Below are 15,041 nucleotides of genomic sequence, written 5' to 3'. Positions count from 1 at the left end.
GCGAAATGGCACGCTGCAAATGGCCATCCCGGCTCCTGGCCAAGCCCCGAAAACCGCTTAACAGGTTGAAAGGGAACGTTTTTACCCTAACTGGCACAGTTCCTGTATCACAACCGTCACATGCACACCTGCTGTACCAAAGCGTGCGAAAACGATAAGAACAACAACCGTGGAGGTCTGACCTTGAAGACGACTCGACTCCGGCGGCATGCGGGCAAACTGGCGCTGGTCGCCGCCGCGCTGCTGAGCACCCAGGCCATGGCGGCCGAGCAGGGCCCGAGCCTGTTGCAGAACAAGTGCATGGGGTGCCATATCCCCGAGGGCAACGACACCTATAGCCGCATCAGCCACCAGCGCAAGACACCGGAAGGCTGGCTGATGAGCATCGCCCGCATGCAGGTGATGCATGGCCTTCAGATCAGCGACGACGACCGTCGCACGCTGGTCAAATACCTGGCCGACAAACAGGGCCTGGCGCCCAGCGAAACCGATGGCGTGCGTTACGCCATGGAGCGTCGGCTCAATACCGTCGAGCACTTCGACACCCAGCTCAGCGAGACCTGTGGCCGTTGCCACTCGGGTGCCCGTGTCGCCTTGCAACGGCGCCCGGCCAAGGAGTGGGAACACCTGGTCCACTTCCACCTTGGCCAATGGCCGTCCCTTGAATACCAGGCCCAGGCGCGTGACCGCGACTGGCTGCCGATCGCCCTGCAGCAAGTGGTGCCGGACCTTGCCAAGCGCTTCCCGATGGACAGCGCGGCCTGGGACGAATGGCAGAAGGCCAAACCCAAGGCGGACGTACTGCCGGGGCAGTGGGCATTCAGCGGTCATATGTTGGCCAAGGGCGATGTCCGTGGGGTGATGAGCGTCACGGCCGGAGAGGGCGATACCTTCAAGGTCGAGGTCAAGGGCGCTTACGCCGACGGGACACCGTTCAACGGCAGCGGCTCGGCCATCCTGTACAACGGTTATGAATGGCGGGGCAATGTGAAGGTTGGCGATGACAACCTGCGCCAGGTGTTCGCCGCGCTGGATGGCGAAATGAAAGGCCGTATGTTCGAAGCCGATCACGATGAGCGCGGCCTGGACTTCAGCGCTGTAAAAGAAGGCAAGGCGCAGTTGCTGGCGGTACAACCGGCGTTCATCAAAGCCGGAGGCGAAAGCGAAATCACCCTGGTTGGCAGCGGCCTGACTGGCAAGCCGGACCTGGGCGCCGGGGTGGAAGTGACCGAAGTGCTGGAGCAGACCCCGACCCTGGTAAGGGTCAAGGCCCGTGCCGCGGCCGATGCCAGCCCAGGGCTGCGCGAGGTGGCGGTAGGTGCGCTCAAGGGCGTGAACCTGGCGGTTTACGACAAGGTCGACGAAGTGAAGGTCGTGCCGGCGTTCTCCATCGCGCGCATTGGCGAGAACGGCGCCTCCGTGCCGAAAGTGCAGGGGCGGTTCGAGGCCGAAGCCTGGGGTAAGGATGCCAATGGCCAGCCGCTGCGTATTGGCTACCTGCCGGCCAGCTGGAAGGTCGAGCCGTTCAACGAGCGTGCTGTCGAGGATGAAGACGTCAAGTTCGCCGGGCAGATGCAGGCCGACGGTGTGTTCGTGCCAGGCGGTGCCGGGCCCAACCCTGAGCGCAAGATGATGACCAACAACGCCGGTAACCTGAAGGTCATCGCCACACTGGCCGACGGTGGCCAGACCGGCGAAGGGCACATGATCGTCACCGTACAGCGCTGGAATAACCCGCCGCTGCCGTAACGGCAGGCTGCAACGGTTTTCCAACGGATCGATTATCGGGAGGTCGCCATGGGCGTACTACTGAATCTGGTCGAACGCAACCTGCACGAAGTACAGGTTGATGCCGACCGCATGCTGTTCCATATCCCCAGCAGTTCGCTGTTCACCGCTGACGCGGTGACCGGCGGCATCATCGACACCTTGCGCCAGCAAGGCTGCTCGGCCGAGGAGCTGATGCAGCGCCTTGGCCAGCAGTTTGCCGGCGACGATATCCAGGACACCCTGCGCGAGCTGATCGCGCTGGAGCTGGTCAGCGACGGCTCGCCGCTGACCCCGGAAATCGCCCTCAGGCAAGTCGAGCGCACCGCGCTTAACACCGTGGTGCTCAACGTCAACACCGGTTGCAACCTCAGCTGCACCTACTGCTACAAGGAAGACTTGGACAAGCCTTCCGCCGGCAAGAAGATGAGTACCGCCACCGCCGAAGCCTCGGTGGAGATGCTGCTCAAGGAATCACCCAACGAGCAGCGCTACAGCGTGGTGTTCTTCGGTGGCGAACCGCTGTCCAATCGGCCGTTGATCGAGCACATGGTGGCTTACTGCGAGCGACGGTTCGCCGAAGCGGGCAAGCAGGTGGAATTCATCATGACCACCAACGCTACTTTGCTGACCGAAGAAATCATTGATTGGCTCAACGCTCACCGCTTTGGCCTGTCGATCAGCATCGATGGCCCCAAGACCGTGCATGACCGCAACCGTATCACCGTGGGCGGGCAGGGCACCTATGACGTGGTGCGGCGCAAGGCCGACCTGCTGCTGTCGCGCTACACCAGCCGCCCGGTGGGCGCGCGGGTCACGCTGACCCGTGGCATTACCGACGTTGAAACCATCTGGAACCACCTGTTCAACGAAATGGGTTTCGCCGAGGTCGGCTTTGCCCCGGTTACTTCTGGCGACATGGCTGACTTCAACCTCACTGGCGACGAGCTGGTGCAAGTCTTCGCCAACATGAAGGCACTCGGCCGGCGCTACCTGGAGGCGGCACTGGAGCACCGCAACATCGGGTTCTCCAACCTGCATCAGTTGATCACCGACATCCACGAAGGCCACAAGAAGGCCCTGCCGTGTGGCGCCGGGTTGAAGATGTTGGCAGTGGATCATGAAGGTGAGTTGAACCTGTGCCACCGCTTCACCGGCTCCAGCCTGCCCACCTTCGGTAACGTGCACCAGGGCGTGAAGCAGGCGCAGCTCAACGACTTTCTGTCGCAGCGCCTGGACCGCAGCAACACCGGCTGCGAAAGCTGCCGCATCCGCAACCTGTGCTCCGGCGGCTGCTACCACGAAAGCTATGCGCGCTACGGTGACCCGCAGCACCCGACATACCACTACTGCGAACTGATGCGCGACTGGGTGGACTTCGGCATCGAAGTCTACAGCCGCATCATGGCCGCCAACCCGGCCTTCATCGATCGCTATATCACCCCGCGGAAGGCGCACTGACATGAAGCACTTGAAGCCCCTGAACAACAAGGCGCGCATCCTGGAGCAGGCCGCCGCCGAAGACCGTGTCGAAGAAGTGATGGCCATGAGCGCGGTGGCCGGCTGCACGGCCACTACCGACCCAGGCTGGGAGGTGGACGCCTTTGGCGGCGTGAGCTCGCTGTGTCAGCCGATGGAGGCCGACCTTTATGGTTGTTCCGACCCTTGCTGGTGGCCGGCCCAGGTGCCGGACATGATGAGCACCTACCAGGACTGGAACGCCCAGGCGACCAACTCGGCAGAGGACTGGCGCAACCTCGGCACCGTGTTCCCGAAAGACAAGTGACGGCCCAACAAGAATGACAAGGGGAAACCGCATGAAAGCTGGACGCTGCGCGCCATTGGCGCTCACCATCGCCGCCATGGCTTGCGCCGGGCTGGCACAGGCCGACGACACTGGCCCGGCACTCAAGGCTGGCCACGAATACATGATCGTGACCAACTACCCGAACAACCTGCATGTGGTCGATGTGGCCAGTGACACGGTCTACAAGAGCTGCCGGATGCCGGACAAGTTTGGCCCTGGCACCGCAATGATGGCGCCGGACAATCGCACCGCCTACGTGCTCAATAACCATTACGGCGACATCTACGGCATCGACCTGGACACTTGCAAGAACACCTTCCACGCCAACCTGTCCAGCGTAGCCGGTGAGGTCGGCCGGTCGATCTATTCGTTCGCCATCAGCCCTGACGGCAAAGAGGTGTACGCCACGGTCAACCCGACCCAGAGGCTGAACGACCATTACGTGGTCAAACCACCGCGGCTGGAGGTGTTCAGCACCGCTGATGGCCTTCAGGCCAAGCCCGTACGTACCTTCCCGATGCCGCGCCAGGTGTACCTGATGCGCGCCTCCGACGATGGCAGCCTGTACGTTGCCGGGCCGGACATTTACAAGATGGACGTGAAGACCGGCAAGTACACGGTGGCCCTGCCGCTGCGCAGTTGGAACCGCAAAGGCTACAGCGGCCCGGACGTGCTGTACTTCTGGCCGCACCAGAGCCCGCGCCATGAGTTCACCATGCTGTACACCATTGCCAGGTTCAAGGATGACAAGCAGGACCCGGCCACCGCCGACCTGCTGTATGGCTACCTGAGCATCGACCTGAAGACCGGCAAGACCCACACCCAGGAGTTCGCCGACCTGACCGAGCTGTACTTCACCGGCCTGCGCTCGCCCAAGGACCCGAACCAGATCTACGGCGTGCTCAACCGCCTGGCCAAGTACGACATCAAACAGCGCAAGCTGATCAAGGCGGCTAATCTGGAGCACACCTACTACTGCGTCACGTTCGACAAGAAGGGCGACAAGCTTTACCTGGGCGGCACCTTCAACGACCTGGCGGTGTTCAACCCGGATACGCTGGAAAAGGTAAAGAACATCAAGTTGCCGGGTGGTGACATGTCTACCACGACGCCGCAGGTGTTCGTTCGCTAAACCGGTGTGTGCTTCTTCGCGGGTAAACCTACAAAGGACGGCGCCACATTTGAGGCCGGTGGAGGTTTTTGTAGGAGCGGGTTTACCCGCGAAGAGGCCAGCACAGAAAACACAAGAACAACAAGAGAACGCCCATGCCCCAGCCAAGCTACACCCAGGGCAACCAGGACAAGCCCCTGCTTACCCAATGCATCGGTGACGCCTTCGACGCCACCGTGGCCCGCTTCCCCGACCGTGAGGCGCTGGTGGTTCACCATCAGGCCCTGCGCTACACGTGGCGGCAACTGGCCGACGCCGTCGACCAGCACGCCCGCGCGCTGATGGCCCTGGGCGTGCAGCCCGGTGACCGCCTTGGCATCTGGGCACCCAACTGCGCCGAGTGGTGCATCACCCAGTTCGCCAGCGCCAAGGTTGGCGCGATTCTGGTCAATATCAACCCGGCCTACCGCTCCAGCGAACTGGACTATGCCCTTGGCCAGTCCGGCTGCCGCTGGGTGATCTGTGCCGACGCATTCAAGACTTCCGATTACCACGCCATGCTGCAGGGCCTGCTCCCGGGCCTGGCCAGCAGCCAACCGGGTGCGCTGATCTGCGAGCGCTTCCCCGAACTGCGTGGCGTGGTCAGCCTGGCGCTGTCGCCACCGCCGGGGTTTCTGGCCTGGCACGCATTGCAGGCCCGTGCCGAGGTTGTCAGCGGCGAGGCCCTGGTCGCGCGCCAGGCACAATTGCGTTGCGACGACCCGATCAACATCCAGTACACCTCAGGCACCACCGGTTTCCCCAAGGGGGCCACCCTTAGCCACAGCAATATCCTCAACAACGGGTACATGGTCGGTGAAAGCCTGGGCCTTACCGAGCACGATCGGCTGGTGGTGCCGGTGCCGCTGTACCACTGCTTCGGCATGGTCATGGCCAACCTTGGCTGCATGACCCACGGCAGCGTACTGATTTACCCCAGCGATGCCTTCGATCCGCTGGCCACGCTGCGCGCAGTGGCGCAGGAGAAAGCCACTGTGCTGTATGGCGTGCCGACCATGTTCATTGCCCAGCTGGACCATCCGCAGCGTGGTGAATTCGACCTGTCGAGCCTGCGCACCGGGATCATGGCCGGCGCGACCTGCCCGATCGAGGTGATGCGCCGGGTGATTGGCGAGATGCACATGGCCGAAGTGCAGATTGCCTATGGCATGACCGAAACCAGCCCGGTGTCCTTGCAGACCGGTGCCGCTGACGACCTGGAGCGTCGCGTGACCAGCGTCGGTCGCACCCAGCCTCGGCTGGAGAGCAAGGTGGTGGACGCCGAAGGCAACACTGTCCCACGTGGCGAGATCGGCGAACTGTGCACCCGCGGCTACAGCGTGATGCTGGGTTACTGGAACAACCCCAAGGCCACCGCCGAGAGCATCGACGCAGAGGGCTGGATGCACACCGGCGACCTGGCGGTGATGGACGAGCAGGGCTATGTGCGGATTGTCGGACGCAGCAAGGACATGATCATTCGCGGCGGCGAGAACATTTACCCGCGTGAGCTGGAGGAGTTCTTCTTCACCCACCCGGCGGTGGCCGATGTGCAGGTGATTGGCGTGCCGTGCAGCAAGTACGGTGAAGAGATCGTGGCCTGGGTGCGGCTGCACCCTGGGCATGCTGTCAGTGAGCTAGAGTTGCGTGAGTGGGCGAGGGCAAGGATTGCGCACTTCAAGGTGCCCCGGTATTTCCGTTTTGTCGACGCGTTCCCGATGACGGTTACGGGCAAGGTGCAGAAATTCCGGATGCGCGAGATCAGTGTCGAAGAGCTGTCTGCCAGATGACCTTTTACGCGCCCTGGGTAAAAGCAACGGCCTTGCTCAAGATTTGAACCGCCTGCGCGCTCGCCCGTAGGAGCGGGTTCACCCGCGAAAGGGCCGGTCCTGCTGGCCAGTGAATTACCTGTGTTAACGGTGTCATGCCCTCAGTCCTGCAGCCGCTCCGGGCTGTTGAAGTTGCTTAGCCGGCGATCACTCTCGGCGCACTCCAGCCCCTGCACCGCCTCCCGCAGCAAGGCCTTTTGCAAACTCCGCTCACCCGCTGCCCAGGCCTGTTCCAGCACCGGCAACACCCGCTTGGGCAGTACGCTGAACATCGGCTGCCAAAAACCACCCTGACGCACCATTGCCGCGCTGTTACCGGCCACTGCCAGCCGCAGCAGGCCCTCGATCAATTCGCGATCAACCAGCGGCGCATCGCAAGCCAGCACCACCACCCACCCATGACGTGCCACCCTGAGCCCGGCAATCACCCCCGCCAGCGGCCCGGGGAAGTCGGCTTCTGCATCGCCCACCAACTGGTCGGCGTATGCCCGGTAAGCCGCCTGGTTGCGATTGCAGGAAATCACCAGGTCGTCGCTCAGTGGCCGCACCGCTCGATGAACATGTGCAATCAACGGCTCGCCTTGCCAGTCCACCAGGCCCTTGTCACGGCCGCCCATGCGCTGGCCGCGGCCACCGGCGAGAATGAGTATGGAGCAGGGGGGGAGTGCGTCAGGCATGAAAAAGGGTTCCGGGCAGTCATTGCCGGGAACCCTCCCATTTCACACGGGGCTTGTCCAGTCAGCTTTCGCGGGGCACGGGTTGCCCGTCACTGTCATGCGCCTGGCGTCGCCCGGACAGGCGCATCACCACCACGAAGAATACCGGCACGAAAACCACCGCCAGGGTGGCGCTGAGCATCCCGCCGATCACCCCGGTGCCAATCGCCTGCTGGCTGGCAGAGCTTGCGCCGCTGGCGATGGCCAGGGGCACCACGCCGAGGATGAACGCCAGCGACGTCATCACGATCGGCCGCAGGCGCAGGCGGGCCGCTTGCACGGCGGCGTCGACGGCGTCTACGCCCTGGTCTACCAGATGCTTGGCGAACTCGATGATCAGGATGGCGTTCTTCGCCGACAGGCCGATCAGGGTGATCAGGCCAACCTTGAAGAACACGTCGTTGGGCATGCCGCGCAAGGTCACCGCCAGCACCGCACCGAGCACACCGAGCGGAACGACCAGCAGTACCGCAGTCGGGATCGACCAGCTTTCGTACAGCGCAGCCAGGCACAGGAACACCACCAGCAGCGACAGCGCCATCAGCATGGGTGCCTGGCTACCGGACAGCCGCTCCTGCAGTGACAGGCCGGTCCATTCCAGGCCGGTACCGGCCGGTAGCTGCGCCACCAGCCGCTCGACTTCGGCCATGGCCTCGCCCGAGCTATAGCCGGCGGCTGGCTCGCCTGAGATCGACACCGCCGGGTAACCGTTGTAGCGGGTCAGTTGCACCGGGCCGCTGACCCACCTGGCCTGCACGAACGCACCCAGTGGTACCATCTTGCCGCTGTCATTGCGCACGTGAATGTTCAGCAAGTCTTCGACCTGGCTGCGCTGGTCACCTTCGGCCTGCACCACCACCCGCTGCATACGGCCCTGGTTGGGGAAATCGTTGACGTAGCTGGAGCCCACGGCCACGTCCAGCACCGTGCCGATATCGGCAAACGACACACCCAGTGCATTAGCCTGGCGGCGGTCGATTTCCAGTTGCACCTGCGGGCTTTCCGCCAGCGAGGCTTCGCGCACGTTGGTCAGCACCTTGCTTTTGCTGGCGCTTTCGAGCAGCTGGTCACGGGCTGCCATCAGCTCGGCGTGGCCCATGCCGCCACGGTCCTGAAGGCGAAATTCGAAACCGGTCGACTCACCGAGGCCGTCGATGGGGGGCGGCAGTACCGAATAGGCAATCGCGTCCTTGAGCTGGGTGAAGGCCATGGTCGCGCGGTCGGCGATCGACTGGGCGCTGTCGTCGGCGCCGCGCTCGGACCAGTCCTTGAGGGTGGTGAAGGCCAGCGCCGCGTTCTGCCCGCTACCGGAGAAGCTGAAGCCGAGGATCAAGGTGGTGTTGCCCACGCCCGGTTCTTCGGCGTTGTGCGCCTCGATCTGCGCGGCTACCTGTTCGGTGCGCATGCGGCTGGCGCCCGGCGGCAGTTGAATGTCGGTGATGGTGTAGCCCTGGTCTTCGGTGGGCAGGAATGCCGTAGGCAGCTGGCTGAAACCGTAGCCCAGCACCGCCAGCAGCACCGCGTACACCAGCAGGTAGCGGCCGCTGCGTTTGAGCGCCTGCACCACCCAGCGCTGGTAGCCGTTGCTCATGCTTTCGAAGCGGCGATTGAACCAGCCGAAGAAGCCTTTGCGTTCATGGTGCTCGCCTTTGGCCACGGGCTTGAGCAGGGTGGCGCACAATGCCGGGGTCAGGCTGAGGGCGAGAAACGCCGAGAACAGGATCGACACCGCCATCGACAGCGAGAACTGCTGGTAGATCACCCCCACCGAGCCTTGCATGAAGGCCATGGGCAGGAATACCGCCACCAGCACCAGCGTGATGCCGACGATTGCACCGCTGATCTGGCCCATGGCCTTACGCGTGGCTTGCTTGGGCGGCAAGCCTTCTTCGGCCATGATGCGCTCGACATTCTCCACCACCACGATGGCATCGTCGACCAGAATGCCGATGGCCAGCACCATGCCGAACAGTGTCAGCACATTGACCGAGAAGCCCATGGCCAGCATCACGGCGAAGGTGCCCATCAATGCCACTGGCACGACCAGGGTCGGGATCAGCGTGTAGCGCAGGTTCTGCAGGAACAGGAACATGACTGCGAACACCAGCAGCATGGCCTCGAACAGGGTGTTGATGACCTGCTCGATCGACACCTTGACGAACGGCGAGGTGTCGTAGGGGATGTCGTACTTGACGCCTTCCGGGAAGTAGCGCGCCAGCTCCTGCATCTTCGCCCGTACCAGGGTAGCGGTTTCCATGGCGTTGGCGCCGGGCGACAACTGCACGCTGAAGGCCGTGGCCGGTTTGCCGTTCAGGCGCGTGCCGTACTGGTATTCCTGGGCACCGATTTCAACCCGGGCGACATCCCCGATGGTGACCGTGGAGCCGTCCGGGTTGGCGCGCAGGACAATGGCAGCAAACTCTTCGGGGCTGCTCAACTGGCCTTTGACCACCACGTTGGCGGTGATTTCCTGGGTGCTGCGGCTGGGCAGATCGCCGATGCTGCCAGGGGCGACCTGGGCGTTCTGCGCGGCGATGGCTTCGGCTACATCGTTGGGCGTGAGGTTGAAACCGATCAGCTTGCGCGGGTCGATCCAGATGCGCATGGCCCGTTCGGAGCCATACAACTGGGCCTTGCCGACGCCCTTGAGGCGGCGGATTTCATCCATCACGTTCCGTGCAAGGATGTCCGACAGCGCGGTTTCATCGAGCTTGCCGTCTTCGGAGGTGAGGGTCGCCAACAGCAGGAAGCCGGTGGACACTTTCTCCACCTGCAGGCCCTGCTGGGTGACCGGGCGCGGCAGGCGCGACTCGACCACTTTCAAGCGGTTCTGCACGTCGACCTGGGCCAGGTCCGGGTGGGTACCCGGGGCGAAGGTGGCGGTGATGGTGGCGCTGCCCAGGCTGCTCTGCGACTCGAAGTACAGCAGGTTGTCGGCGCCGTTGAGCTCCTGCTCGATCAGGCTGACCACGCTTTCGTCCATGGTCGCCGCCGAGGCGCCTGGGTACACGGCGTAGATTTCCACCTGCGGCGGTGCCACGTTGGGGTACTGGGCCACCGGCAGTTGCGGGATGGCCAGCGCGCCGGCCAGCAGGATGAACAGTGCGACCACCCAGGCGAATACCGGGCGATCGATGAAGAATTGCGGCATGAATCAGGCCCTCACTGGCCGGTATGCTGTGCGATGGGTGGGGCAGCGGGCGTATTGTCGACCTGCACCTGGTCACCGGCCTTGACGTGCTGCAGGCCCTCGACCACCACCCGCTCACCGGCCGCCAGGCCCTCGCTGACGATCCAGCGGTCACCCTGGGCGCTGCCCAGTACTACCTGACGGTCGCTGACCCGGGCGTGCTGGTCCACCACCAGCACCTTGGGCATACCGGCGCTGTCGCGCAGGATGGCGCGTTGCGGCACGCTCAGGCCCTTGGGTTGCACCGCTTGTTCCAGGCGTACCCGCACGTAGCTGCCTGGCAGCAGGTCGAGGTCCGGGTTGGGGAACTCGCTGCGCAGGGTGATCTGGTTGGTGCTGGGGTCGACGCTGATGTCGGAGAACAGCAGCTTGCCCGGCAGCGGATAGGCGCTGCCGTCATCCTGGATCAGCGTGGCGCGTGCCTGGCCGTCGCCCACCTGCTGCAATTCGCCGGCGCGCAGGGCGCGCCGCAGGGCGTTGAGCTCGCGGGTAGACTGGGTGACATCGGCATGGATCGGGTCCAACTGCTGGATGGTCGCCAGCGGGGTGGTTTCGTTTTGCCCGACCAGCGCGCCTTCGGTGACCTGGGCGCGGCCGATACGGCCGGAGATCGGCGCGGTCACGGTGGCATAGCCGAGGTTCAGCCGGGCGCGCTCCAGCGCCGCCCTGGCTTCGGCCACTTCGGCATCGGCCTGCAGGAAACTGGCCTTGGCGTTGTCGTATTCCTGGCGGCTGACGGCTTTGTCGTCGACCAGCTCGCGGTAGCGCTGCTCCTGCAGGCGCGCCTGGTACCGGGTGGCCTCGGCCTTGGCCAGCGTGGCGCGGGCGCTGTCGTGGTCGGCCTTGAACGGCGCCGGGTCGATCAGGAACAGTACATCACCCTGCTTGACGTCGCTGCCTTCGCGGTACACCCGCTTGAGCACCACGCCTGCGACCCGCGCACGCACTTCGGCGGTGCGTGGCGCGAGGATACGGCCGCTGAGTTCACTGCTGATGGCCAGTGGCTGCAGTTGCAGGGTTTCCACGCGCACTTGCGCAGTGGGGGCCTGTTCGTCTGGCTCGGCGCTGTCGCTGCAGCCGGTCAGGGACAGGCTCAGCAATGCCATGAGCGCCAACGGGCGCAGGCATGGGGAGAGGGTAGTAGGCATGCGGATCTTCCGATGATGACCGTGTGTATGCTAAGGCAGACGCTGCCTGGGCGGCTGTTAATACCTGTAGGGCGAGTGTGAAAAAGTGTGAAGAATGATCCTTTCGAGTGGTTGGGTTCTATATTCTGCATGGGCCTGTGCTGGCCCTTTCGCGGGTGAACCCGCTCCTACGGGGACCTGCAGGAGCGGGTTTACCGGCGAAGTGCTCGCCACAGGCTTACTTCAACCCAGACGCCCAAGCACCTATGCCGAACATTTTCCTGGTCGAAGACGACAGCGCCCTGTCCGAGCTGATCGCCAGCTACCTGCAACGCAACGACTTCCATGTCCAGGTGATCGCCCGGGGCGATCATGTGCTGGACGAGTACCGTCGGCAAAGGCCTGACCTGGTCATCCTTGACCTGATGCTGCCGGGTATCGATGGCCTGCAACTGTGCCGGCTGCTGCGCCAGGAGTCGCAGACCCTGCCAATCCTCATGCTGACTGCCCGCGACGACAGCCATGACCAGGTGCTTGGCCTGGAAATGGGGGCCGACGACTACGTGACCAAACCCTGTGAGCCACGCGTGCTGCTGGCCCGGGTGCGCACGCTGCTGCGCCGCAGCAGTGTCAACGAACCGCGCCTGGACAACGACCTGATCCTGATTGGTGGCCTGCGCATCGACCTGGCCGAGCGCACGGTGAGTTGGCGCGGGGAGGAGGTGGAGTTGTCCAGCGGCGAGTACAACCTGCTGGTGGTGCTGGCGCGCAATGCCGGTGAGGTGATGAACCGCGACCGTATCCTGCAACAACTGCGTGGCATCGAGTTCAATGGCACCGATCGCTCCGTTGACGTGGCCATTTCCAAACTGCGGCGCAAGTTCGACGACAACGCCGGCGAAGCGCGCAAGATCAAGACGGTGTGGGGCAAGGGCTACCTGTTCAGCCGTGTCGAGTGGGAGTGCTGATCGGCCATGCTCAAGATCCTGGTGCGGTTGTACCTGGTGATCATCGTCGCCTACGCCGGTGCATTGCTGTTCATCCCTGACACCATCGTCGGCCTGTTCCGCGACCGCTTCATGGCCTACAACCTGGACCAGGCCAAGGGTGTACAGGCGTTGATCGTGCGCCAGTTCCGCCAGGCCCCGCGCGAGCAGTGGTCAGCGGTGGAGCAGGAGCTGGCCAGTGATTTCGCGCCGCTGGAACTGCAGTTGCAGCGCATGGACCAGGCCGCTTTGAGCGATGAAGAGCAGGCGCGCCTGGAGCATGGTCTGTACGCAGTGCGCATTGCCGAGTGGGGCTATTACGAGACGGTGCTGGCGCCGCTGGACAAGGAGTGGCTGGTAAGCCTGCATTCCCCGCCAGACCCGCTGGACATCAACGTGCTGTCGTGGGGCGTGACCGTATTGATTGGTGCAGCCATGCTGGGTTGCCTGCTGCTGTGGGTCTGGCCGCACTGGCGTGATCTGGAGCGCCTCAAGGAGACCGCTCGGCGCCTGGGCCAGGGGCAGATGGCCGAGCGTACGCACATTTCGCCTCACTCCAACATTGGTGAACTGGCCGGGGTATTCGACACCATGGCCAGTGACCTGGAACGCCATGTCAACCAGCAGCGTGAACTGCTCAATGCGGTATCGCACGAGTTACGCACGCCACTGACCCGGCTGGACTTCGGCCTGGTGCTGCTGTTCGACGAAGTGCCGCCAGCCAGCCGCAAGCGCCTGCTGGAGCTGGTCGGGCATGTGCGCGAGCTGGATGAACTGGTGCTGGAGCTGCTGTCCTATAGCCGGTTGTACAACGCCGACCAGGCGCGGGAGCGGGTGGAGGTATCGCTGCTGGAGCTGGTCGACAGTGTGCTTGGCGGCTTTGCCGAGGAGCTCGATGGCCGGGGTATCCAATGGGAAGTGCGGGCCGAGGGTGAGTTGCCGCGCTTTGTACTGGACCCGCGGCTGACGGCGCGCGCGGTGCAGAACCTGGTGCGCAATGCCATGCGCTATTGCGATGAAAGCCTGTTGCTGCGCTTGCGCCTGGAAGCCGATGGCGCCTGTCTGCTGACGGTGGAGGATGACGGGATTGGCGTCCCTGTGGAGGAGCGCGAGCGGGTTTTCCAGCCGTTCTACCGTCTGGACCGCAGCCGCGATCGCAACACCGGTGGTTTTGGCCTGGGGTTGGCAATCAGCCGCCGGGCGATCGAGGGGCAGGGTGGCACCTTGACCCTGGCGCAGTCGGCGCTGGGTGGGGCGCAGTTCAGGATTCGTTTACCCGCCGGAGGATAGGGGCGCTGCAACCGCGAAGAGACGGGCCTGCTAATCCTGCTCTGCCAGCTCGCTGGACCACGACACAAAGCGGTCCTTGCCAGTGTGCTTGGCTTCATATAACGCCTGGTCGGCGCGGACCAGCGCGGTGGTCAGGCTCTCTCCCCGGTTGATCTTGGCCAGGCCAATGCTGATGGTGACCGGGTGCTCGCCAGTGTCCTCGCGCACGCGCTGGCACAGCGCTGCCACTCGCTGCTCGGCCCCTTGCTGATCCAGCCCTTCAAAGAAGATCGCAAACTCTTCACCTCCCAGCCGGGCAAACGCCTGATCGGCCATGCTTGTCTTGATATGCAGGGCCACGCGCTTGAGCACTTCATCGCCCACGTCATGGCCGAAACGGTCATTGACCCGCTTGAAATTGTCGATATCGATCATGGCCAGGTACTGCCCGGACGTCGCCATCCGTAGCTGGCGGTCGGCCTGGGCCATGAACGAGCGGCGGTTGGGAATGTCGGTCAGGGCATCGACGTAGGCCTGCTCCAGCAACACCTTGGACAGGTAGAAATTGTGCAGCTTGGCATTGCGGATCTGCAGGTAGCTGTAGCTGACCAGGCCGCTTAGAAACACGGCATAGCTGATCAGCATGGCGCCTTCGAGCGCATCGGGCTCGATGCGGGTGTGGTAGAACGGATTAAGCATCACCCAGGTGATGACCATGGCGCAGAAGAATGACCAGCGCCGCACCGGCAGCACCGACATGGCATACAGCACGGTGGACACCCCGAGCACCAACCAAACTGGGCGCAGGGCTATCGGGATGCCTTCGATCACCAGGCGCATGCCCAGGGTGATGACGGTAATGAACAGCAGGTTGAGCACGTCGAAGTGATGGCTGCGGCGGGTGAAACGCAGCACTACGATCAGGCTGCCGAGCAGGGCGATAAACAGGAAGGACAGCCAGGTGAAGCTTTGGTCGCCGAGGAAGCTGACGATCAGGTCGAAGACCAGCCAGATCAGGACGCTGATCGAGAATACCAGCAGGCAGAATGAGCGCATGGACTCGAATTCGTGCTGGCGGAACTCGGCGCGCAGGGCGGCGGGCGCGACCTGCTGGCGTACGTGGGCTTCGATGGTCTTGAACATCGGTTGGCTCCGGAGGCTACTACTTTTTCAGGCCTGGACCTTTCGCGGGTAAACCCG

At 63.6% G+C, this 15,041-nt stretch carries 11 protein-coding genes; 7 read left to right on the top strand and 4 right to left on the bottom strand.

Annotated features, from left to right (window positions below; all coding sequences use genetic code 11):
- Window positions 1-183 precede the first annotated feature (183 nt).
- From peaA to FQ668_RS16335, 5 genes are all read left to right on the top strand, one after another.
- Window positions 184-1,749 (top strand): quinohemoprotein amine dehydrogenase subunit alpha, encoded by a 1,566-nt coding sequence (gene peaA, locus FQ668_RS16355; RefSeq protein WP_026031870.1) that lies wholly within the window; start codon window positions 184-186, stop codon window positions 1,747-1,749.
- 48 nt (window positions 1,750-1,797) lie between these two features.
- Window positions 1,798-3,228 (top strand): quinohemoprotein amine dehydrogenase maturation protein, encoded by a 1,431-nt coding sequence (peaB, locus tag FQ668_RS16350; protein WP_019437499.1) that lies wholly within the window; start codon window positions 1,798-1,800, stop codon window positions 3,226-3,228.
- Between the two features lies 1 nt (window position 3,229).
- Window positions 3,230-3,553, top strand: a complete 324-nt coding sequence (gene qhpC, locus FQ668_RS16345; RefSeq protein ID WP_014590799.1) for a quinohemoprotein amine dehydrogenase subunit gamma — start codon at window positions 3,230-3,232, stop codon at window positions 3,551-3,553.
- A gap of 31 nt (window positions 3,554-3,584) precedes the next feature.
- A complete protein-coding gene (gene peaD, locus FQ668_RS16340; RefSeq protein WP_019437500.1) occupies window positions 3,585-4,706 on the top strand; it encodes a quinohemoprotein amine dehydrogenase subunit beta in 1,122 nt (373 codons plus the stop codon).
- A gap of 134 nt (window positions 4,707-4,840) precedes the next feature.
- A complete protein-coding gene (locus tag FQ668_RS16335; protein WP_019437501.1) occupies window positions 4,841-6,514 on the top strand; it encodes a fatty acid CoA ligase family protein in 1,674 nt (557 codons plus the stop codon).
- Between the two features lie 140 nt (window positions 6,515-6,654).
- On the opposite strand, the gene mobA is transcribed toward FQ668_RS16335, so the two are convergent.
- The 3 genes from mobA to FQ668_RS16320 form a co-directional block, all read right to left on the bottom strand.
- The gene (gene mobA / locus FQ668_RS16330; protein WP_019437502.1) at window positions 6,655-7,230 is read right to left on the bottom strand and encodes a molybdenum cofactor guanylyltransferase MobA; all 576 of its coding nucleotides are present in this window, start codon (window positions 7,228-7,230) and stop codon (window positions 6,655-6,657) included.
- A gap of 61 nt (window positions 7,231-7,291) precedes the next feature.
- Window positions 7,292-10,420, bottom strand: a complete 3,129-nt coding sequence (locus FQ668_RS16325) for an efflux RND transporter permease subunit (protein ID WP_135199003.1) — start codon at window positions 10,418-10,420, stop codon at window positions 7,292-7,294.
- A gap of 11 nt (window positions 10,421-10,431) precedes the next feature.
- The gene (locus FQ668_RS16320; protein WP_019437504.1) at window positions 10,432-11,607 is read right to left on the bottom strand and encodes an efflux RND transporter periplasmic adaptor subunit; all 1,176 of its coding nucleotides are present in this window, start codon (window positions 11,605-11,607) and stop codon (window positions 10,432-10,434) included.
- A 245-nt stretch (window positions 11,608-11,852) separates the two neighbouring features.
- On the opposite strand from FQ668_RS16320, the gene FQ668_RS16315 reads away from it, so the two are divergent.
- Window positions 11,853-12,554, top strand: a complete 702-nt coding sequence (locus FQ668_RS16315) for a response regulator transcription factor (RefSeq protein WP_019437505.1) — start codon at window positions 11,853-11,855, stop codon at window positions 12,552-12,554.
- A gap of 6 nt (window positions 12,555-12,560) precedes the next feature.
- Entirely contained in the window at window positions 12,561-13,862 is a 1,302-nt protein-coding gene (locus tag FQ668_RS16310; protein WP_014590806.1) for an ATP-binding protein, read from the top strand.
- Between the two features lie 30 nt (window positions 13,863-13,892).
- Here the strand turns inward: FQ668_RS16310 and FQ668_RS16305 are convergent, their stop codons facing one another.
- Window positions 13,893-14,984: a diguanylate cyclase gene (locus tag FQ668_RS16305; RefSeq protein ID WP_019437506.1), complete on the bottom strand. Its 1,092-nt coding sequence runs from the start codon at window positions 14,982-14,984 to the stop codon at window positions 13,893-13,895.
- Between the last annotated feature and the right edge of the window lie 57 nt (window positions 14,985-15,041).

The sequence above is a fragment of the Pseudomonas sp. Kh14 genome (assembly GCF_900291005.1).
Lineage (GTDB): Bacteria > Pseudomonadota > Gammaproteobacteria > Pseudomonadales > Pseudomonadaceae > Aquipseudomonas > Aquipseudomonas alloputida.
The sequence above is the reverse complement of the archived record's forward strand: the minus strand, read 5'-3'. Positions and strand labels throughout refer to the sequence as shown.